The organism is Pseudomonas oleovorans subsp. oleovorans (genome assembly GCF_002197815.1).
Lineage (GTDB): Bacteria > Pseudomonadota > Gammaproteobacteria > Pseudomonadales > Pseudomonadaceae > Aquipseudomonas > Aquipseudomonas oleovorans.
Window position 1 is genome coordinate 1 of record NZ_NIUB01000058.1, and the last position, 20,494, is coordinate 20,494.

Genomic DNA, 20,494 nt, shown 5'->3' on the forward strand with positions numbered 1-20,494 from the left:
TACTCGATCTGGTAGACCGTATGACTGCCGTATCTGTAATCCATGCGCTTGCCCTCCAGCCCCGCATGGTGGCGCTAAAGCTCACCGGCTGAAAGCCGGTGGTTTTAACCTTTCGATGGAAAATAAATGAGCACAGCGCCCCTCATTCGTACCCTGCAGGATATTCAACAGATCGAGAGCACGCCGCTGAGCGATCGCGGCCTGCCCGAGAGCACCTTTGATCTGATCCGCCGCACGGCCCAGACCAGTCCGCATGCACCAGCGCTGTCGTTCATCCTCCAGGGCACGGCCGAAGAAGCCCCGCTACGCCTGAACTACACCGAGCTGCTCGGCAAAATCACCCAGACCGCCAACGCCTTCCATCGTCTGGGCCTGCGCCCGGGCAAGGCGGTGTCATTCCTGCTGCCCAACCTGCCGCAGACTCACTACACCATCTGGGGCGGCGAGGCAGCCGGCATCGTCAACGCGATCAACCCGCTGCTCGACGCCGAACATATCGCCGAGCTGATCCACGCGTCGGACTCCGAACTGCTGGTGACACTGGCGCCCTTCCCCGGTACCGACCTGTGGGACAAGGTCAACGCTCTGCGCGATCAGTTGCCGGAGTTGAAAGCGATTCTCTGCGTGGATATGGCCAACCTGCTGCCGGAGCCACAACGCAGCGCACTCAAGGCCCAGCGCGGCCCGCTACCAGAGGGCGTGCTGGACTTCGACGAGACCATCGCCGCCTGCCCAGCCGATCACCTGGAAAGTGGCCGCCTGATCGCCGCCGACGATATCGCCAGCTACTTCCACACCGGCGGCACCACCGGCACGCCAAAACTGGCGCCGCACAGCCACGGCAACGAAGTGGCGATGGCCTACAGCATGAACCTGGTGACGCGCTTCGGCGCCGGCGACGTGACGCTCTGCGGCCTACCGCTGTTTCACGTCAACGGCGTCATCGTCACCGGCCTGGCGGCTTTCATCGGCGGTGCCGAAGTGCTGCTGGCCACGCCTCAGGGCTATCGCAACACCACCTTGATTGGCAATTTCTGGAAGGTCATCGAACGCCACAAGGTCAGCTTCTTCAGCGGTGTGCCCACCATTTATGCCGGCCTCCTGCAGATTCCCAGCGAAGGCCATGACCTGTCCTCGCTGAAATACGCCCTGTGCGGCGCCGCGCCCATGCCGGTGGAACTGATACGCCAGTTCGAGGCCAAGACCGGCCTGACCCTGCTCGAAGGCTATGGTCTGACCGAGGGCACCTGCGGCAGCTGCGCCAACCCTCCAGCCGGCGAGCGCCGCCCCGGCTCGATCGGCCTGCCCATGCCGTACTGCGAAGTGCGCATCAAGGTACTCGACGAGCAGGGACGCTATCTCCGGGATGCAGAGCAGGATGAGATCGGCAACCTGTGCATCCGCGGTGCCACGGTATTCAGGGGCTATCTGCAGGCGAGCAAGAACGCCGACATCTGGGTCGATGGCGACTGGTTCAATACCGGCGACCTCGGTCGCGTCGATGCCGACGGCTACATCTGGCTGACCGGGCGCAGCAAGGATCTGATCATCCGCGGCGGTCACAACATCGACCCGCAGATGATCGAGGAAGCCCTGCACAAACACCCCGCCGTGGCCATGGCCGCTGCCGTGGGCAAGCCAGACGAGAAGGCCGGCGAATTGCCGGTGGTCTACGTGCAGCTCAAGCCGGGCGCGCAGACCAGCGAAACCGAGCTGCTGGAACATGCCGCCGCACATATTCCCGAACGCGCCGCGGTGCCCAAGGATGCCTGGATCATCGATGCCATTCCGCTCACGGCGGTGGGCAAGACCTTCAAACCAGCGCTGCGCTTCGATGCCATCGCCCGGGTTTACCAAGCGGCTATCGATGAGTTGCACCCGGCTGTTCGGGTTGAAGTGCTGAGCGATGACAGGGCTGGTCAATTGGCCCACATCCACCTGCCGAATCAGGATCAGGCCTTGGCTGCCAGCATTGGCGAACGGCTGTCCGGCTACGCGGTGGGCCATCGCATTCACTTCGCAGCGTGATCCAGAGCGCGCCAGTTAACAGCTTTGCACTTTCGCGCAACCACTGGTCGGCCGAGCTTCAGGCAAGCATTGCCACGCCTGAAGCTCGGGAATACTGTCGAACTCTATTCGTAGACACGACAGGGAGCGTTGGTGGTGCCCTCAGGCCTATTCGCCCGGCCAGGCCCGACGAGATCGCAATGAAACCGGCGCACTGGCAGGCAGACCTGCAGCAAGTTCAACAGTTGCGACTATTTCATAATGTCGCCACCAGCAGCCTCGACCAGTTGCTGCGGGAATTTCGTGCCTGCGAGCTGGAAGCCGGCGAAGTACTGCTCTCCCCCTTCAATCGCAACCAGCACCTCTATCTCCTGATCGAGGGCCAACTGCGCGTCTACCTAGGATCACTGGACAACCAGGCCGTCAGCACCCTCGAAGTCGGCGACTGCGCCGGTGAAATCAGCTTCATCGACAACGAACATCCCTCCGCCTACGTCGTGGCCGAGCGCCCCTCCATCGTCCTGCGCCTGCACCGAGAGTCACTGGTGGCGTTGTTCCAACAATCCCCACAGATGATGCAGAACCTGCTGGAGCTGCTCTGCGATCGCGTGCGCCAAGGCAACCGGCAGATTCTCGACAGTGAGCAGAACGCCAACGTCGATACCCTCACCGGCTGCTTCAACCGGCGCTGGCTGGAACACGTGTTCGAGCGCGAGACCACCCGCTGTGCCTTCAACGACGAACCCATGTCATTGCTGATGCTCGATGTCGACCACTTCAAGGCCTACAACGACCAGCACGGCCACCTGGCCGGCGATTACGCCCTGTGCCTGGTGGCGCATACCCTGAGCAGCCAGCTGAGGCCGAAGGACAGCCTGATACGTTTCGGTGGCGAGGAGTTCGTCATTCTCCTGCCGGAGATCGCCGATGAGGCTGCACGCGGTATCGGTGAGCGCCTGCGTATCGGCCTGGAGCAGATCGCCTCCTTCTATTCGCCGGTTGGCGTGCTGCCCGGCGTCACCATCTCCATCGGCCTGGCGCAGATGCAGCACCAGGACAGCCTGCAAAGCCTGATCGCGCGGGCCGATGCGGCGCTATACCAGGCCAAGCAACAGGGCCGCAACTGCCTCTGCGGCTGATAATTTGCGACATTGGTGCGCTAGGGTCTGTTGCCGTTTCGACGCGAGCCGCGTTGCTGCGCCAAATTGCGCCACGCGAGGCGCGGGATGCAGGTAATGGTCGTTCCCTTGCCAAATCCCGCAACGACGCATGGCGCAATTTGCCGCGCAACCCGAAGGGACGGCAACAGACCCTAGGCATTGTGGGAGGGGCTTTAGCCGCGACCGAATCGCCGCTGAAGCGCCTCCCACAGAGCTGCCGCGCAACGCCGTCCCTTGCCTTGCTACAGTGCCGAGCATAACGACAAGCACCTGCAGGCCATCGCGGCCACGAGCGGGGTGATCGGCATCGGCTACTGGAGCACCGCCGTGTGCGACACCTCGGTCGCCGCCATCGTCAAAGCCATCCGCTACGCGGCGGACAAGGTCGGCGTCGAGCATGTCGCCCTGGGCTCGGACTTCAATGGCACCGTACACACCCCGTTCGACGTTACCGGCCTGGCGCAGATTACCGAGGGACTGCAAGCCGCCGGCTTCGACGACACGGCCATCGCCGCCATCATGGGTGGCAATGTACAGCGCCTGCTGCTGGCCAGCCTGCCGGAGAAATGAGGCACTGACCGCACGGTACTCTTGACAGACGCGAGCGAAGCACTTCGCCACGCCCGCGTCTTGCATTACACTGGCGGGCGTTCACTCCTTAACCAGTCGATGAGAAGCCCGTGCTCAAAGCACTCAAGAAAATGTTCGGCAAAGCCGAAGACGAGCAGCAGCAACCAGCGCCGTCACCCGTAGCAGCGCCCGCCCAGAGCGGTGACGCAGAGCAGAAGCGCCCACGCAAGAACAAGCCCGCCCGCACTGCCAGCGAGAGCGCAGGCGATAGCCCGGCGCCGCAACAACCCCGCCCGCCCAAGGCCGACAAACCGCGCCGCGAGCGCCCAGCCAAGCCAGTCGACACCTGGAAACTGGAAGATTTCGTGGTCGAACCTGCCGAAGGCAAGACCCGTTTTCATGACTTCAAGCTTGCCCCCGAGCTGATGCATGCCATTCATGATCTGGGTTTCCCCTACTGCACGCCGATCCAGGCCGGCGTACTGGGCTACACCCTCAAGGGCCAGGACGCCATTGGCCGCGCCCAGACCGGCACCGGCAAGACCGCCGCGTTCCTCATCTCGATCATCACCCAGCTGCTGCAGACCCCGCCGCCGAAAGAGCGCTACATGGGCGAGCCTCGCGCGCTGATCATCGCGCCGACCCGCGAACTGGTGGTGCAGATCGCCAAAGACGCGGCCGAGCTGACCAAATACACCGGCCTCAACGTCATGCAATTCGTCGGAGGCATGGACTTCGACAAGCAGCTCAAGCAGCTGGAATCGCGCTTCTGCGACATCCTCGTGGCCACGCCAGGCCGCCTGCTGGACTTCAACCAGCGCGGCGAAGTGCACCTGGACATGGTCGAGGTGATGGTGCTGGACGAAGCCGACCGCATGCTCGACATGGGCTTCATCCCGCAGGTGCGCCAGATCATCCGCCAGACGCCGATGAAGGGCGACCGCCAGACCCTGCTGTTCTCCGCCACCTTCACCGAAGACGTGATGAACCTGGCCAAGCAGTGGACGGTCAACCCGGCCATCGTCGAGATCGAGCCGGAGAACGTTGCCAGCGACACCGTCGAGCAGCACGTGTACGCCGTAGCCTCGGCTGACAAGTACAAGCTGCTGTACAACCTGATCAGCCAGAACGACTGGACGCGGGTCATGGTCTTCGCCAACCGCAAGGACGAAGTACGACGCATCGAAGAGCGCCTGACCCGCGACGGCATCAGCGCCGTGCAGATGTCCGGCGACATTCCCCAGCACAAGCGTATCCGCGCCCTGGAAGGCTTTCGCGAGGGCAAGATCCGCGTCATGGTCGCCACCGACGTGGCCGGTCGCGGCATCCACGTCGATGCCATCAGCCACGTGATCAACTTCACCCTGCCGGAAGACCCGGACGACTACGTGCACCGCATCGGCCGTACCGGTCGCGCCGGCACCAGCGGCACCTCGATCAGCTTCGCCGGCGAAGACGATGCCTTCGCCCTGCCGCCGATCGAAGCGCTGATCGGCCGCAAGATCCAGTGCGAAATGCCGCCGGACGAGTTGCTCAAGCCGGTGCCGCGCAAGCACTGAGCCAGCGCAGGTAGAACCAAGGCGAAGCCCTCCAGCTTCGCCTTTTTCATTTGACCCCGTTGATCGACACGCCATGCAACACTGCGACTACCTCATCATCGGCGCCGGCATTGCCGGCGCCTCCACCGGCTACTTTCTCGCCAGCCATGGCAAGACTCTGTTGCTCGAGCGCGAGGCGCAGCCCGGCTATCACTCCACCGGCCGCTCAGCGGCGCTGTATACTGTCGCCTACGGCACGCCCCAGGTCCGCGCGCTGACGGCCGCCAGTCGCGTTTTCTACGATGCCCCGCCAACCGGCTTCGCCGAGCATCCCTTGCTCACGCCACGTGGCGAGCTGGTGGTGGATTTCAGCGGTGACGCAGTCGAGTTGCAGCGCCAGTACGATCAGGCCCGTGAGCATGTTGCAGAGGCTCGTCTGCTCAGTGCTGACGAGGCCTGCGCGCTGGTTCCGGTGCTGCGCCGTGAGCTGGTGCATGGTGCATTGCTCGACCCCAGCGCCGCTGATATCGACACCGCAGCGCTGCACCAGGGCTACCTGCGCGGCATCCGTCAACAGGGCGGGGAGATTCATTGCCAGCGCGAGGTCATCAGCATCAGCCGCCTCGCCGACGGCTGGCAGGTGGATTGCGCCGGGCAGAGCTATCGCGCGAGCGTATTGATCAATGCCGCCGGTGCCTGGTGCGACGAGATCGCTGGCTTGGCCGGCCTACCCGGCATCGGTTTACAGCCCAAGCGCCGCGCCGCCTTCACCTTCAACGGTCCGACAGGCATCGACTGCCAGCACTGGCCGGCGCTGGTGAGCCTGGACGAATCGTTTTATTTCAAACCCGATGCCGGTCTCTTACTCGGCTCGCCAGCCAATGCCGACCCGGTGGCGCCGCATGACGTGCAGCCGGAAGAGCTGGACATCGCCCAGGGCATCCACCAGATCGAAACCCACACCACGCTGCAGATTCGTCGCCCGGCGCATACCTGGGCCGGCCTGCGCAGCTTTGTCGCCGATGGCGATCTGGTTGGAGGTTTCGATACCCAGGCCGAAAACTTCTTCTGGGTGGCAGCGCAAGGCGGCTACGGCATCCAGACCAGCGCCGCCATGGGCCAGGCCTGCGCGGCGCTGATTCGCAGGCAACCCTTGCCGCAATCTTTGCTCGAGGCGGGCCTGAGTGAAGCGATGCTCAGCCCGGCACGGCTGTCGTCATGCCAGGCGCGCTGATCAGGCTGTTGCAGGGCTCACTGCTGCTGCCCAGCACTGCCCTGTTCATCGGCCTGCTGCCTGTCACCTGCAGCACGGAGGGCTTGGTCTGGCCTGGCCGCTGCTGGCGGAGCCTGACGGTCAGATCGCCATCGAGTTGGCGCTGGCCTGTCTGCCGGCATTCGCGCTGTTTCTGCTGGCCGCTGCCAGCGGCATGCTGAAGCGGCGCCTCGCCGTCCTCGCAGTGTTCGGCTTGTGCGCCGCCATCGCCGCTTACAGCGCGGTCAATCTGCTCGCCAGTGCCTATGGCAATACCTGGACGGCCGGCGAGATCCTTCGTGGGCTGTTTCTCGCACAATTGCCGCAGCTGGGCCTGGCCAGGTCTGGCGTTGACAGCGCTGCTGGAGCGGCTCAACCACCCACGCCCTTGAGTACGTTTTGCTCCTGCTCGGCCGCTTCTTCATGCTTGGCCGAGCGCTCTAGCTCGCGGCGAAAACCATCAGCCTTGTTCAGGCTCAACTCCAACACCCGATCACGCCCTCCCTCTGCGATCAGGTAACGGCCATCGTCCAGCGGCAGGATCGCCTGCGGCGCCTTGAGGAATGACAACACGGTGGTCTGCGCGCCTTGGGCATCGACCAGCAGCAGACGGGCGCGATGGGTCGAGTCCTCGCTGATCCACAGGCCCTGCTCGTCGCAGAGCATGAACGTCGGGTTACGCAGCCCGTCGATCACCACCGGGTCGCGGCCATCCTCGCGCAGCTCGCGAATCACACCGGTTTCCTTTTCGCTGTAGAGCATACGGCCGTCGGTGCAGCGGGTGATCGACTCGGTTTCCGAGAGGTTGTCACGCACCACGCTCAGTTGCCGGTCATCCCAGCGGTAGCGCCATAGCCGACCGTTACCCTTGCGGTCCTCGATGGCATAGAGGTAGTGACCGTCATCCCACAGCCCCCGCACCTGATCGCCCGCGAACAGTTCGGAAACACGCTTGCCTTGCAGGAAGCTGACCGGCTTGCCGCCCGACTCCTGACTGAACACCAGGCCACCACGGGCGCTGAGCAGGCCATCGGGTTTGGACAGGCCTTCGACCACCACTTCGCGGTCACCGTCGGGCTGCATCAACAGGATGCTGCCACGGCCATCCTGCAGTTCCTGGCTGACCAGAATCCCGCCATCCGCTGCTCGCGCCAGCCCGGCCGCCTTCTGCACGTCATCGTAGGCAACGCGGTACGACCAGCCGCTGGCGGCCTGCACCGGAAAGAAGTACTGCCAGGCGAAAAACATCAGGGCGGCGGCGACCAGCGCGGCAGCCGCCAGAAATGCGCTTTTCAGCAAACGCAGGGACATGTTCATGTTTCACAGACTCGCAAAGTGTTCGTAGAGAATCGTCGCGCCAACTAGCATCAGCACCACACCGCCGACGATCTCGGCACGCTTGCCGACCAGTTAGCCCAGCATACGACCAAGCAACATGCCCAATGTCACCATCAGGGTGGTGGCCAGACCGATACACAGTGCAGCGACCAGGATGTTCACCTCGACGAAAGCCAGCCGATGATCGGCGTGATGGCCTCAATGGTGCCAAAGATCACCCCAGCGCGCGTGGCTTGTGCTGGCCCGAGCCCTGCCGCGAAGGCATCCGTCGACATGGCGAAAGACAGAAGAAGCAGCGAGAGAGGATTCAAGGGAAACTCCAGCCGGGCCTGAGTCAACGACAAGCCACTGCGCGCCCGACCTGGCACAGGACTGTCGTTGGTCTCACCGATCCCAGCGGATGGGTTGGCCACGGCAGGTTGCCGAGAATGTTGACCAACGCGCCGACGCTAGCGCGACGGCAGGCTACTCCCCAAAGAGGCGCGCAGGATAAACCCAAGCACGCCGGGGCGGAAGTGGCGGCGCCCAGCAACCGCTCAGCGGTAGCCTGCGCCACCGAGCAGGCATCAGGTTTCGACGCCCTGCTCGAGCGGTTTCTCGGGCTCCACCTGCGGCGTCTCGGCGCCCTGCTGTTCCTCCTTGTCGTCTTTGCCAAGTGCTCGGTTGGTGGACTCCTGCAGGGAGTCCACCTGGCGGTTGACCTCATCGACCACCTCGCCGACCGAGTCACTGATCAGCGCCTGCACTTCCTTCTTCGCCTCTTCGGCGAGCTTCTGTGCGGACTGCTCGGCGGCGTCGCAGCCCGCCAGGGCGATCAGTGCCAGACCAAGTGCGGCAGGCGTCAAGCGGTGTTTCCAAGGGTTTTGCATCAGGTCTCTCCAGTGTCGAAGTCCCGGATACACACGGGGCGTAACCGGGCAAAAGCTTATCCGTCAGATCTTGGCGAGCGGCTGGCCGCGGGTCTTGTACAGCGACAGCAGCACTCCGCCGACCAGCAGGACCAGGATCACGCTCAGCGACACCACGGCCGGAATCTTGCCGATGATGCCGACCAGGAAGATCTTCGCGCCGATGAACACCAGCACCAGGGCCAGCGCGTACTTGAGGTAGGCGAAGCGGTGGATCAGCGCAGCCAAGGCGAAGTACAGGGCGCGCAGGCCGAGGATGGCGAAAATGTTCGAGGTGTAGACGATGAACGGGTCCTGAGTGATGGCGAAGATCGCCGGCACGCTGTCGATGGCGAACACCAGATCGGCGCACTCGATCAGGATCAGCGCCAGGAACAGCGGCGTCACCCACAGCACGCTGCGGCCCTGGCCATCGTCCTGGCGCACGAAGAAGCGTTGGCCGTGCAGCTCATCGGTCACGCGCAGATGCTTGCGCAGGAACTTCACCAGCACGTTGTTCTCCAGGTCCGGCGCATCGTCGAGCTTGGCGAACAGCATCTTGATGCCGGTAAAGAACAGGAAGGCGCCGAATACATAGAGAATCCAGGCGAACTCGTGAATCAGCGCAGCGCCCAGGCCGATCATGATGGCGCGCAGCACCAGCACGCCCATGATTCCCCAGAACAGCACCTTGTGTTGGTACTGCCTTGGAATACCCAGGAAGCTGAAGATCATGGCCATGAGAAACACGTTATCCATCGACAACGATTTCTCGATCAGAAAACCGGTGAGGTAATCCATGCTGGCGTCGCCGCCTTTCTGGAAGAACACCCAGACGCCGAACAGCAGGCCCGCAGTGATGTAGCCAGCTGACAACATCAAGCTTTCACGCACGCCGATTTCGCGATTATCGCGGTGCAGCACGCCAAGATCGAAGGCCAACAGAGAAATGACGACAGCGATGAAGACCAGCCACAACCAGGTGGCCGTGCCGAGGAAGTCGGCGAAGAGGAACGGTTCTAGGGCAGTCATGAGCCCCTCCTACAGTCAGATTGAACAGACTGTGACTCCGACATCGCGGTGTTAACCGCCAGAGGGGCCCGGTATCACGGGCGCCACAATATTCAGGCCGCGAACGCCACTCAACGGGTAAAATTTTACAAAATATTTCCAATTCTGCGCCACTACAGAGCCTACTGTCGTCTTGTAGAAGCTCGCTTGCGGACAATCCTGGCGCCGTCGGCTGATCGCCCGCAAGCGGGCTCCTACAGGGTTCGCTGTTTATCCAAAGGTTTCAGAACAGCCCCAGCTGCCCGTTCACCAACCGTTCGAACTCACCGCCGACGAACGGCAGGATGGCATCGGCCACCGGTTTCAGTTGGCGGCTGATGTAATGCTCGTAGTCCACCGGCGACAGCAGACGCTCCAGCGGTTGCGGCCCACCTGTGGTGATCAGATAGCTGATCCAGCCGCCGCGCTGATATTGCAAGGGCCGCCCCAAGCTCTGATTGTGCTCGTCAGCCAGGCGCGCGGCGCGTACGTGTGGCGGCACGTTGCGCAGGTAATCGTCGAGGCGTCGGCGCAAGCGCTTGCGATAGACCAGCAGCTCATCCAGCTCACCGGCCAGGGTGCGCTTGACGTAGTCGCGCACGTAGTCCTCATAGGGCTGGCCGGCGAACACCAGGCGATAAAGCTCCTGCTGGAAGCGCTGGGCCAGCGGCGACCAGTCGGTGCGTACCGTTTCCAGGCCCTTGAACACCATGCGTTCGCTGCCATCGGCGGCACGCACCAAGCCGGCGTAGCGCTTCTTGCTGCCCTCCTCAGTGCCACGGATAGTGGGCATGAGAAAGCGCCGGTAATGGGTTTCGTACTGCAACTCCAGGGCGCTGGTCAGGCCGTACTCATTCTGCAGATATTCGCGCCACCAGGCGTTGACACGGGCCACCAGCGCGCGCCCGATACGCGTTGCCTCGTCCTCATCATGAGCGCGGCCGAGCCAGACGAAGGTGGAGTCGGTGTCACCGTAGATCACCGCATGGCCCTCGGCTTCGATCAGTTCGCGGGTACGCTTCATGATCTGGTGCCCGCGCAGGGTGATCGACGATGCCAGGCGCGGATCGAAGAAACGGCAACCGCTGGAGCCGAGCACGCCGTAGAAGGCGTTCATGATGATCTTCAACGCCTGCGACAAGGCCGCATTGCCCTCGCGTTTGGCCGCCTCACGGCCCTGCCAGACACGCTCGACGATGGCCGGCAGACAATGCCGGGTGCGCGAGAAGCGCGCGCCGCGAAAGCCTTCCACCGAGTGTTCGTCATCCGGCTGGTGCAGGCCTTCAACCAGCCCTAGCGGGTCGATCAGAAAGCTGCGGATGATCGACGGGTACAGGCTCTTGTAGTCCAGCACCAGCACCGAGTCGTACAGGCCGGGGCGCGAATCCATGACGAAGCCGCCAGGGCTGTTCTCGCCGCGAATGTCGCCAAGATTAGGCGCGACGTAGCCCAGGCGGTGCATGGGCGGCAGATACAGGTGGGTGAAAGCCGCCACCGAACCACCACTGCGGTCGGCGGCCAGGCCGGTGACGCTGGAGCGCTCCAGCAGGAAGGCGAGCAGATCGGTGTGGGCGAAGATGCGCGTGACCAGCTCGCAGTCCTTGAGGTTGTAGCGCGCCAGCGCCGGTTTGTCCTCGTCGAACATGCGCTGGATCTCGTCCATGCGCGCGTAGGGCGTGTCGATCGCCTTGCCTTCGCCGAGCAGGGTCTGCGCCACCGATTCGAGGCTGAACGAGGGGAAGCTCCAGGTCGCCGAGCGCAGCGCTTCGATGCCGTCGATGATCAGCCGCCCGGCGGCCTCGGCAAAGTAGTGCTGGCTGCTGTTGTGCTGGCGCCAGCCCAGCACGTCGCCACCGCGGCCCAGGCGCAGCGGCAGCTTGAGCTGCTCGGCATGCTCGCGCAGCACGCGCAGGTCGAACTGCACCAGGTTCCAGCCGATGATGGCGTCCGGATCATGCCGCTGCAGCCAGGCATTGAGCCGTTCGAGCAGCAACTGGCGGCTGTCGCAGTACTCCAGCTCGAAGTCGACGATGCTGGCGTCACCATTGGCCGGGCCAAGCATGTACACCTGGCGCTGGCCGCAACCTTCCAGAGCGATGGAATACAGCTCGCCACGGGCGCTGGTCTCGATATCCAACGACACCAGGCGCAGCGCCGGACGGTAATCAGGCGCGGGCTTGAGCGACTTGCACAGCAGGCTGCCGTCTTCCTGCTCGATACCGTCGAACAGCACGCTGGCGGTGATAAAGCGCTCCATCAGGTAGCGATCCGGCGGGCGGATATCGGCCTCGTACACATCGACACCGACCTGACGCAATTTTTTCTCAAGCTGCAACAACTGCCGATACTGGCGGCAATACAGGCCCAGCACCGGGCGGCGCTTGAAGTCGCGCAAGGAAAGCGGACGCAGCTCGACGCCCTTTTCGCTGCGCAGCAACGGCTCGGCCCAGGCGCGCTGCTCGGCCGGGATGAACGCCACCACGTCCTGGCATGGCAGGCGCACCTGGCGCGGGCCGGCATCGGTCGCCAGCCAGAAGGCCACCTCGGTGCCCTCCGGCGTATCGCGCCAATGGCGGCTGAGCACGAAGCCTTGCTGGGGTTGCGTCATCATCTTTTCAGGCAAGCACGATCTGCCCCCTCTCCCGCTTGCGGGAGAGGGCTGGGAAGAGGGTGTGAGCTTTTCCCCTCTCCCCTGGCCCCTCTCCCATAAATGGGAGAGGGGCGAAAACAGCCTCTGTAGTTGCCCATTACCTCGAACCAAACTGGCCGAGCATTCTACGCCAGCGGTTACAATGGCGCCTTTTCCGGACGATGGTTCGATGAGCGAGACACCTCCCTACGGCACCGGCGACGCCTCCTACCAGGCAGCTGGCGGTATCGACGGCCTGCGCCGCCTGGTCGACGACTTCTACCGACTGATGGACGAACGCCCCGAAGCCGCCGCCTTGCGTGCCCTGCACCCCGCTGACCTGAGCGCCTCGCGCGACAAGCTGGCGTGCTTTCTCAGTGGCTGGCTGGGCGGCCCACGGCTGTTTGCCGAGAAATACGGCAGCATCAGCATTCCGGCCTTCCATGCACAGTGGCCAATCGACCAGACGCTGGCGGAAAGCTGGCTGAGCTGCATGGCCGGCGCCATCGCCCTGCAGAACTATGCCCCGGCGTTCGCCGACTACCTGCTGGTTCAACTGCGCGTCCCCGCCGAGCGCTCCGTGCAGGCCAGCCAAAACCGTCATCGCAAGGAAACCTGACATGACTGACCAACTGATCATCGAAGACCTGCAACCGGGCGACGGCAAGGCCGTGGTCAAGGGCGCCCTGATCACCACCCAATATCGCGGCTGGCTGGCCGACGGCACGGAGTTCGACTCGTCCTTCTCGCGCGGCAAGCCGTTTCAGTGCGTGATCGGCACCGGCCGGGTAATCAAGGGTTGGGATCAGGGCCTGATGGGCATGCAGGTCGGCGGCAAGCGCAAGCTGCAGGTGCCGGCGCACCTGGGTTATGGCGAGCGCAGCGTGGGCGCGATTCCGCCCAACTCCGACCTGACCTTCGAGATCGAGCTGCTGGAAGTGCTGACCCGCGATGACTGACGCCGCCCTCACCCGCCTGCGCGAGCACCTGCTGCAGGCACTGGACAACCACCCCGGCAACGAGACCCGCCGCCTGTTCCATGGCCGTGGTCGCTGCTGGCCGGGGCTGGAGCAGATCACCGTCGACTGGCTGTCCGGCATCGTCCTGGTGATGCTGTTTCGCGAGCCATCGCCAGACCTGCGACCGCTGTTCATGGAACTGCTGGAAACGCCACAATGGCAGGCCAGCGGTGCGCGCGGCCTGCTCGTTCAGCACCGCTACGTGCAGGGCAGCGAGAGCGAGTGGCTAGCCGGCGAGCCGCAGGCGCAATGGCCGATCATCGAAGACGGTCTGCACTACCTGCTGGATCTGGGCAGCAAGCAAAACAGCGGGCTGTTCCTCGATATGCGCCTGGGCCGCCAGTGGGTGCGCGAGCAGGCCGCCGGCAAACGCGTGCTCAACCTGTTCGCATACACTTGCGGCTTCTCCGTGGCCGCCATCGCCGGTGGTGCTGCGCATGTGGTCAATCTGGATATGGCACGCGCCGCGCTGTCACGCGGGCGCGACAACCATCGCCTGAACGGGCACGACCTCTCCCGAGTGGAGTTTCTCGGCCATGAGCTGTTCAAATCCTGGGGCAAAGTGCGCAAGAGCGGGCCTTATAACCTGGTGATCATCGACCCGCCAAGCTTCCAGAAAGGCAGCTTCGCCCTCACCCAGGACTACGCCAAGATCCTCCGGCGCCTGCCTGAGCTGCTCACCGAGCACGGTACGGTACTGGCCTGCGTCAACGACCCGGATATCGGCCCGGATTTCATCATCGACGGCATGGCCACCGAAGCGCCGCAACTGCGCTTCGTCGAGCGCCTGGACAACCCACCGGAGTTTCCCGACATTTCGCCCGAGAGCGGATTGAAGGCGCTGGTGTTTCAGCAAGGATAAACCTGTGGGAGGGGCTTTAGCCGCGACATGAACAGATCGCGACTAAAGCCCCTCCCCACAGTCCAGCTAGCGAATGCCCAGGCGCCTGGCCAAACGGCTGAGGTTGGCGCGATCCACGCCCAGCTCACGCGCCGCATCGGCCCACTTGCCCTGATGACGCGCCAGGCACTGTTCGATCAACTGGCGCTGAAAAGCGTCCACCGCCATGCGCAGCTCCACGCCTTCCGGCACCGGCTCGCCGGACGCCAACACGGCCTCGACGGCTGCGCTCGCCTCACTACTCGGCAAATCCAAATCCTGCACATCGAGACTGAGAATGCGCGGGCGCTCGCCGTGGCGCGCCAGTGCCTTGATCGCCGCACGGCCAATCAGGTGTTCCAGTTCACGCACGTTGCCCGGCCAATCATGACCGAGCAGCGCCTTCTGCGCCTCGGCACTCAGCCGCAGGCTGCGCAGCCCCAGCCGCGCGCGGTTTTCTTCGAGAAAGTAGCCGGCCAGCAGCAGCACATCGCGACCACGCTCGCGCAGCGGCGGCACCGGCAGCGGATAGACGCTCAGGCGGTGATACAGGTCGGCGCGAAAACGCCCGGCGCGCACCTCGGCCGCCAGGTCGCGATTGGTGGCGGCGATCACCCGCACGTCGACCCGATGCTCGCGATCCGACCCCACCCGCTGCAACTGGCCGCTTTGCAGCACGCGCAGCAGCTTGGCCTGGATCGCCAACGGCAACTCGCCCACCTCGTCGAGAAACAGGCTGCCGCCGTCGGCCAACTCGAACTTGCCGCTGCGCTCGTTCATGGCACCGGAGAAGGCGCCGCGTACGTGGCCAAACAGCTCGCTCTCCACCAGCGCATCGGGCAGCGCCGCACAGTTGATGCTGACCAGCGGACGCTGCGCACGTGGCGAAACGGCGTGGATCGCCTCAGCCACCAACTCCTTGCCGACCCCGGTCTCGCCGGTGATCAGCACGGTCAGCGGGCTGTCACCGACGAGGCGAATCTCGTCCTGCAGCTTGCGCAGCGCCGCACTCTGCCCCACCAGCTCGCGCGGTTGCTGCCGCGCCTGTTTGTACAGCTCGGTGAGCTGACGCTCGGCCTCGACCCGCTGCGCCAGGCCGCTGATGCGCTGGCTGACCTTGACCGTGGCCGCCGCCAGGCTGGCGAAGGCCTCGAGGCTGTCCAGATCGAGCCGGCCGAAACTGGTCGGGTCAAGCGAATCCAGGGTCAGCAGGCCCCAGAGCTGTTCGTCCAGATAGAGCGGGCAGCCAAGGCAATCATGCACTTCCAGATGACCAGGCAGCCCCTCCACCAGCCCATCGTAAGGGTCAGGCAGGCCACAATCGGCGGCGAAACGCGTCGGCCCGACATGCTCCAGCAACGCAGCCAGACGTGGATGCTCGCTGACCCTGAAGCGCCGTCCCAGGGTATCGGGGCTCAGCCCCTCGACCGCCAGCGGCACCAGCACCTCGCCGTCGAGCCGCAGCAGCGCGACGGCATCGCAGGGGAACCACTGGCGCAAGGCGGCAAGCAGGCGACGGTAACGCTCACCGTCATCCAGCTCACGGGACAAGTCGGCGACCAGGGGAATCAGGGCTTCTAGCAACGGATTAGCGGTCATTTCGACTACTCAATGTCTTTTTGACCCACACGCAAAGCGAGTCATTAATACTACAAAACAAGCAAGCCATTGATATTTAAGGATTATTTATCTGGCACGCTTTCTGATAGGTATCCATCGCTAACGCTAGCACGCCACAACTGGCCAGACGAGCCACACCGGCTAATGCCAGTCAGTTAAGCGTCGCCGCTGCGAATACGTAGGAGCGGCGCCCCGCCGCGAACCAGGGCGATGCGCAATTGAAAAGCTTCGCCCCGAGGCGGGGCTCCTACGAAAGGCCGCTTTGGCAATCTTATCTGATCGGCATTAGCCACACCGGCGCCTTTATTTGCCTTGCGGAGATACCCCCATGCTGACCAATGCTCAACGTGACCTGATCAAAGCCACCGTGCCACTGCTGGAAAGCGGCGGCGAAGCGCTGACCACCCATTTCTACCGGATGATGCTCAGCGAGTACCCCGAGGTACGCCCGCTGTTCAACCAGGCGCACCAGGTCAGTGGCGACCAACCGCGTGCGCTGGCAAACGGCGTGCTGATGTACGCGCGGCATATCGACCGCCTCGAAGCCCTCGGCCCGCTGGTGGCGCAGATCGTCAACAAGCACGTGTCGCTGCAGATCCTGCCCGAGCACTACCCCATCGTCGGCAGCTGCCTGCTACGCGCGATTCGCGAGGTGCTGGGTGCCGAGATCGCCACCGACGTGGTGATCGATGCCTGGGCCGCGGCCTATCAGCAACTGGCCGACATCCTTATCGGCGCAGAAGAAAGCCAGTACGCGCAGAATGCCGCAGCGCCTGGCGGCTGGCGCGGCGCGCGGGCCTTCCGCGTGGCGCGCAAGGTCATCGAGAGCGCCGAGATCGTTTCCTTCTACCTGCAGCCTGTCGATGGCGGCTCGCTGCTCGACCATCAGCCCGGCCAGTACATCGGTATGCGCCTGCAGCTGGACGGCGAAGAGGTACGCCGCAACTACTCGCTGTCGGCCCTGGCCAACGGCCGTGAGTACCGCATCAGCGTCAAGCGCGAGCCAGGCGGCCGCGTGTCCAACCATCTGCATGACCAGGTTCAGGTTGGCGATGTGCTGGACCTGTTTCCGCCCGCTGGCGAGTTCACCCTGAGCGAGTCGGACAAGCCGCTGGCACTGATCAGCGCCGGCGTTGGCATCACCCCGGCCCTGGCCATGCTCGACGCGGCGCGACACAGCGGCCGGCCGATTCATTTCATCCACTGCGCGCGCAATGCCGAGGTGCATGCCTTCCGCGACTGGGTCGACGCCCATGCCGCCGAGCATCCGCAGATCCGCCATTACGTGTGCTACAGCGAGCCGCGCGCGGGGGACCAGGCCGACGCCGAGGGGTTTCTCAGCCGCGATCTGCTGGAGCAATGGCTGCCGGCCGAGCGCGATCTGGACGCCTACTTCCTCGGCCCGAAGCCCTTCATGGCGCAGGTCAAGCGTCATCTGCAAGCGCTGGGCGTTCCCGCCGAGCAGAGCCGCTATGAGTTCTTCGGCCCGGCCTCGGCGCTGGATAGCTAAACGATGAGGAGGTGAACCATGTACCCACTGAATCTTCCACCGCTGCAGATTCTGCACTTGTCCAGCCAGTTGCTCTGGGCCGGCCTGATCCTGCTGCTGGTGGGGCTGATGGCAGCCTACGGCCTGGAGAAGCACCTGAATGTGCCGACACTGGTATTGGCCCACAGCCTGACACTGATTGGTCCGAGCGTACTGAAGATCGGCTACGTGCTGCGTCTGATCGCTCAGGGGCGCCTGAAAGACGAGGCATGCGCACATGCAATTGCTTGATCGCAAGCGGGCACTGGCCATCGCGCCCTTCTGGCGCCTGGGCTTTCGCCCGTTCTTTGTCGCCGGCGCCCTGTTCGCCGTGCTCGCCATCGCCCTCTGGGCGGCGGCGCTGCACGGGCTGACCAACCCGGCGGTGCCGGGTGGAATGCTGGCCTGGCATCGCCACGAAATGCCCTTTGGTTTCGGCCTGGCGATCATCGCCGGCTTCCTGCTCACTGCCGTGCAGACCTGGACTGGGAGTCCGGGCCTCAGCGGCCGCCCTCTGGTCGCACTGTTCGGGCTGTGGTTGGCGGCGCGCCTGGTGTGGTTCTTCCCCGTTCCGCTGGCTCTGCTGGTCATGCTGCAGTTGGCCTTCATCGGGCTGTTCATTGCGCAGATGGCGCGCCAGCTGATCACCGCCCGGCAACGCAACAACTACCCGATCCTGCTGGTGCTGAGCCTGCTCGCGCTGTGCCAGTCACTCACCCTCGCCGGCCTGGCAATGGGCGACGACGGCCTGCAACGCCGTGGCGCACTGGCCGCACTGTGGCTGATTGCAGTCATGCTGAGCCTGATCGGTGGTCGGGTGATTCCCTTCTTCACCCATCGCGCCTTGGGTCGGGTCGAGGCCTTTGCCGCCTATCCCTGGCAGGATCGTCTACTGCTGGCCTGCGGCGTGCTGGTCGCAGCGCTGTTCGCCAGCGGGCATAACCTGCAGGCGAGTCCCTGGTTGGCCGTGCTGTTCATCCTGCTGAGCGTGCTGCACGGCCTGCGCCTGTGGCGCTGGCATATGCGCGGCATCTGGGGCGTGCCGCTGCTGTGGTCGCTACACCTGGGCTACGCCTGGCTACTGGTCGCCAGCCTCGGCATGGCCGCCTGGCACCTGGGCTGGTTGGCATACCCCAGCCTGGCCAGCCATGCGCTGGCGGTGGGCGCGATGGGCGGGCTGATCCTGGCGATGATGGCGCGGGTCAGCCTCGGTCACACCGGCCGCGCACTGCAGCCGCCCAAGGCGATGGCCTGGGCCTTTGGCCTGCTCAATCTGGGCGCGCTGTTTCGGGTCTCGGCAGGTGGCAGCTGGCTATGGCTGGCGGCGCTCTGCTGGGGCGCCGCCTTCGCCCTGTTCGCCTGGCATTACGCGCCGATGCTGTGTCGAGCGCGGGTGGATGGGCATCCAGGGTGACTGGACTGGCAGTGCCACACCGTAGGGAGGACTCAGGAGCGCAAGCGAACAGTCCGCCGATTGCTGCCGCGAACGGTTCTAAGCCCAATGCAGCCAGACCTCAATCAACCAGCGTGCAGGCCATCACCAGCGCATCTTCACGCCCGCCGACTGCCGGGTAGTAATCGCGACGCCGACCGACTTCATTGAAGCCAAAGCGCTCGTAAAGGCGGTAGGCGCTCTGGTTGCTGGCGCGCACTTCAAGGAAGCATTCACGTCCACCCAACTCGTAAGCCTCTTTCATCAGGTGTTCGAGCAGGCGCAAGCCAAGACCGCGGCCCTGGCTTTCCGGCTTGACGGTGATATTGAGCAGGTGTGCTTCGTCGAGGATCAGGTTGATCACGCCGTGACCGACCTGCTGATTGCCCTCGAACATCAGCCAGCAATTATAGGACTTGAGGCTGTCGGTGAAGATGCCGCGCGTCCACGGGTGGCTGAAGGCGGCGTATTCGATCTTCAATACGGCATCGAGATCCGCCTCGGTCATCGGGCGGAAGGTAATCGCATCGCTCATTGGGCGTAACTCGGGCACAAAGACGGGGGCTCTCAGGAATGAGCGGGGGCTGACCAGCGCTGACGAACGCGCCGCATGGCCTGCCACAGCTCGCGTTTGCGCGTTGGCTCTTCCATCAGCAGCTCCAGGCCCGGCAAGGCCCAGCAGGTACCCAGCCCCTCGACCTGCAACTCGCGATTGTAACTGTGCTCGTCACCCTCACCAGCGAAACGAATAGCCGGCAGGCCAACCAGCCACAGGCAGGCGCTCGGCTGTTCTTCCAGACGCGCAGCCACGAAGCTCTGCACGAACTCCAGCGCCGCTTGCGGGCCTTGATCCATATTGCCTCGCACCAATAGCGGCCAGCGCACCGGCTCGCCGAGCAGTTGTGGGCTGTCCGGCAGGCCAGCGGCGCGCAACAAATCCTTGAGCAGGATGTAGGCCGGGTCGCGGCTCTGGAAAGGCTGACCGGTGGGCAGCTCCACCAGCAGGGCGCAATCGCCGGCCCGCAGCAACTGCAGGGAAAAACGCGGCGGCGGAACACTGACACGAGCCGGTTTTTCCTCGACAGGCTCAGGCTCCGCCACGGGCTCGACAGCCGTCTGACGCGGCTGAGCGCCTGGACGCGGGATTTCGATCCTCGGCCGCTCGACCGGCGCTTCGCGCACGGCAGTCGGCGTGACGGCACCAGGCTCTGGCACAGGCTCGAACACTTCCTCCTGCTGCGGTTCGAGCAGCTCCAGACGCGATGCTGCCGCGAAGGGCAGTTCGGTACGCGGCAGCCAGGTGGCCACCTGCATGGCGTCGAGGTAGGCGCGACGGCGCTGTTCGGGAATCACAGGCGCTCCAGAGAGAGGATTTTCAACAGGGGCGGATTGTCGCGTGAAATGGCCGGAGCGGGAAGCGCCACAACGGGATTGTGGGCAAACAAAGTGTCCCAATAGGCATAGGGGGCAGTTCTGATGAACTGCGCCCCTGCCACACCACCCGGCATGCGGGTCCGCACCGGGCGGTTCGAGGGATTGAGGTTATGAGAGTCGGGCTAATCCCAGGCGGTCGAACCAGGCCAG

18 protein-coding genes and 2 pseudogenes are annotated in these 20,494 nt (G+C 64.2%); 11 read left to right on the forward strand and 9 right to left on the reverse strand.

Going from position 1 to position 20,494, the window contains the following annotated elements:
- Positions 1-126: 126 nt before the first annotated feature.
- The 5 genes and pseudogenes from PSOLE_RS22180 (at position 127) to PSOLE_RS22200 (ending at position 6,509) form a co-directional block, all read left to right on the forward strand.
- Positions 127-2,028, forward strand: a complete 1,902-nt coding sequence (locus tag PSOLE_RS22180; protein ID WP_074860828.1) for an acyl-CoA synthetase — start codon at positions 127-129, stop codon at positions 2,026-2,028.
- 179 nt (positions 2,029-2,207) lie between these two features.
- Positions 2,208-3,146 carry a GGDEF domain-containing protein gene (locus tag PSOLE_RS22185; RefSeq protein WP_074860831.1) on the forward strand — a complete coding sequence of 313 codons (939 nt, stop codon included), beginning with the start codon at positions 2,208-2,210 and terminating at the stop codon, positions 3,144-3,146.
- Between the two features lie 279 nt (positions 3,147-3,425).
- A pseudogene (locus tag PSOLE_RS22190) lies at positions 3,426-3,737 on the forward strand (membrane dipeptidase); the annotation flags it as partial.
- Positions 3,738-3,847: 110 nt separating this feature from the next.
- On the forward strand, positions 3,848-5,296 hold the full coding sequence (gene rhlB, locus PSOLE_RS22195) for an ATP-dependent RNA helicase RhlB (RefSeq protein ID WP_074860834.1): 1,449 nt from the start codon (positions 3,848-3,850) through the stop codon (positions 5,294-5,296).
- A 73-nt stretch (positions 5,297-5,369) separates the two neighbouring features.
- A complete protein-coding gene (locus tag PSOLE_RS22200; RefSeq protein WP_074860837.1) occupies positions 5,370-6,509 on the forward strand; it encodes an NAD(P)/FAD-dependent oxidoreductase in 1,140 nt (379 codons plus the stop codon).
- Here PSOLE_RS22200 and PSOLE_RS24175 read toward each other — a convergent pair.
- The 6 genes and pseudogenes from PSOLE_RS24175 to PSOLE_RS22230 form a co-directional block, all read right to left on the reverse strand.
- Positions 6,472-6,903 carry a hypothetical protein gene (locus PSOLE_RS24175; protein ID WP_158212595.1) on the reverse strand — a complete coding sequence of 144 codons (432 nt, stop codon included), beginning with the start codon at positions 6,901-6,903 and terminating at the stop codon, positions 6,472-6,474. The two genes, PSOLE_RS22200 and PSOLE_RS24175, sit on opposite strands and share 38 nt — an antisense overlap.
- Positions 6,900-7,844: an SMP-30/gluconolactonase/LRE family protein gene (locus tag PSOLE_RS22210; RefSeq protein WP_074860840.1), complete on the reverse strand. Its 945-nt coding sequence runs from the start codon at positions 7,842-7,844 to the stop codon at positions 6,900-6,902. The genes PSOLE_RS24175 and PSOLE_RS22210 overlap by 4 nt, the downstream gene beginning before the upstream one ends.
- 3 nt (positions 7,845-7,847) lie before the next feature.
- A pseudogene (locus PSOLE_RS22215) lies at positions 7,848-8,176 on the reverse strand (manganese efflux pump).
- Between the two features lie 255 nt (positions 8,177-8,431).
- Positions 8,432-8,734, reverse strand: coding sequence for a hypothetical protein (locus tag PSOLE_RS22220; RefSeq protein ID WP_074860842.1), 303 nt, complete (start codon positions 8,732-8,734; stop codon positions 8,432-8,434).
- A 63-nt stretch (positions 8,735-8,797) separates the two neighbouring features.
- Positions 8,798-9,784, reverse strand: a complete 987-nt coding sequence (locus tag PSOLE_RS22225; RefSeq protein WP_004424235.1) for a TerC family protein — start codon at positions 9,782-9,784, stop codon at positions 8,798-8,800.
- 262 nt (positions 9,785-10,046) lie between these two features.
- Complete coding sequence (locus PSOLE_RS22230; RefSeq protein ID WP_172480649.1) at positions 10,047-12,410, reverse strand: DNA polymerase II; 2,364 nt, start codon at positions 12,408-12,410, stop codon at positions 10,047-10,049.
- A gap of 211 nt (positions 12,411-12,621) precedes the next feature.
- Between PSOLE_RS22230 and PSOLE_RS22235 the strand changes: the two genes are divergently transcribed.
- From PSOLE_RS22235 to PSOLE_RS22245, 3 genes are read left to right on the forward strand one after another with little or no spacing between them, the layout of a single operon-like run.
- A complete protein-coding gene (locus tag PSOLE_RS22235) occupies positions 12,622-13,050 on the forward strand; it encodes a group II truncated hemoglobin (protein WP_244597212.1) in 429 nt (142 codons plus the stop codon).
- A gap of 1 nt (position 13,051) precedes the next feature.
- Positions 13,052-13,390 (forward strand): FKBP-type peptidyl-prolyl cis-trans isomerase, encoded by a 339-nt coding sequence (locus PSOLE_RS22240; RefSeq protein WP_074860852.1) that lies wholly within the window; start codon positions 13,052-13,054, stop codon positions 13,388-13,390.
- On the forward strand, positions 13,383-14,312 hold the full coding sequence (locus tag PSOLE_RS22245; protein ID WP_074860855.1) for a class I SAM-dependent methyltransferase: 930 nt from the start codon (positions 13,383-13,385) through the stop codon (positions 14,310-14,312). The genes PSOLE_RS22240 and PSOLE_RS22245 overlap by 8 nt, the downstream gene beginning before the upstream one ends.
- Positions 14,313-14,378: 66 nt before the next feature.
- On the opposite strand, the gene norR is transcribed toward PSOLE_RS22245, so the two are convergent.
- A complete protein-coding gene (gene norR / locus PSOLE_RS22250) occupies positions 14,379-15,929 on the reverse strand; it encodes a nitric oxide reductase transcriptional regulator NorR (RefSeq protein ID WP_074860858.1) in 1,551 nt (516 codons plus the stop codon).
- Between the two features lie 349 nt (positions 15,930-16,278).
- Between norR and hmpA the strand changes: the two genes are divergently transcribed.
- From hmpA to PSOLE_RS22265, 3 genes are read left to right on the forward strand one after another with little or no spacing between them, the layout of a single operon-like run.
- Positions 16,279-17,460 (forward strand): NO-inducible flavohemoprotein, encoded by a 1,182-nt coding sequence (gene hmpA / locus PSOLE_RS22255; protein ID WP_004424248.1) that lies wholly within the window; start codon positions 16,279-16,281, stop codon positions 17,458-17,460.
- 18 nt (positions 17,461-17,478) lie between these two features.
- The gene (locus PSOLE_RS22260; RefSeq protein ID WP_004424251.1) at positions 17,479-17,730 is read left to right on the forward strand and encodes a hypothetical protein; all 252 of its coding nucleotides are present in this window, start codon (positions 17,479-17,481) and stop codon (positions 17,728-17,730) included.
- Positions 17,717-18,892 carry an NnrS family protein gene (locus PSOLE_RS22265; RefSeq protein ID WP_004424253.1) on the forward strand — a complete coding sequence of 392 codons (1,176 nt, stop codon included), beginning with the start codon at positions 17,717-17,719 and terminating at the stop codon, positions 18,890-18,892. The genes PSOLE_RS22260 and PSOLE_RS22265 overlap by 14 nt, the downstream gene beginning before the upstream one ends.
- Before the next feature lie 100 nt (positions 18,893-18,992).
- On the opposite strand, the gene rimI is transcribed toward PSOLE_RS22265, so the two are convergent.
- Together rimI and PSOLE_RS22275 are read right to left on the reverse strand one after the other, a co-directional pair.
- Complete coding sequence (gene rimI, locus PSOLE_RS22270; protein ID WP_004424255.1) at positions 18,993-19,445, reverse strand: ribosomal protein S18-alanine N-acetyltransferase; 453 nt, start codon at positions 19,443-19,445, stop codon at positions 18,993-18,995.
- Positions 19,446-19,477: 32 nt separating this feature from the next.
- Positions 19,478-20,263, reverse strand: a complete 786-nt coding sequence (locus PSOLE_RS22275; protein WP_074860860.1) for an energy transducer TonB — start codon at positions 20,261-20,263, stop codon at positions 19,478-19,480.
- Between the last annotated feature and the right edge of the window lie 231 nt (positions 20,264-20,494).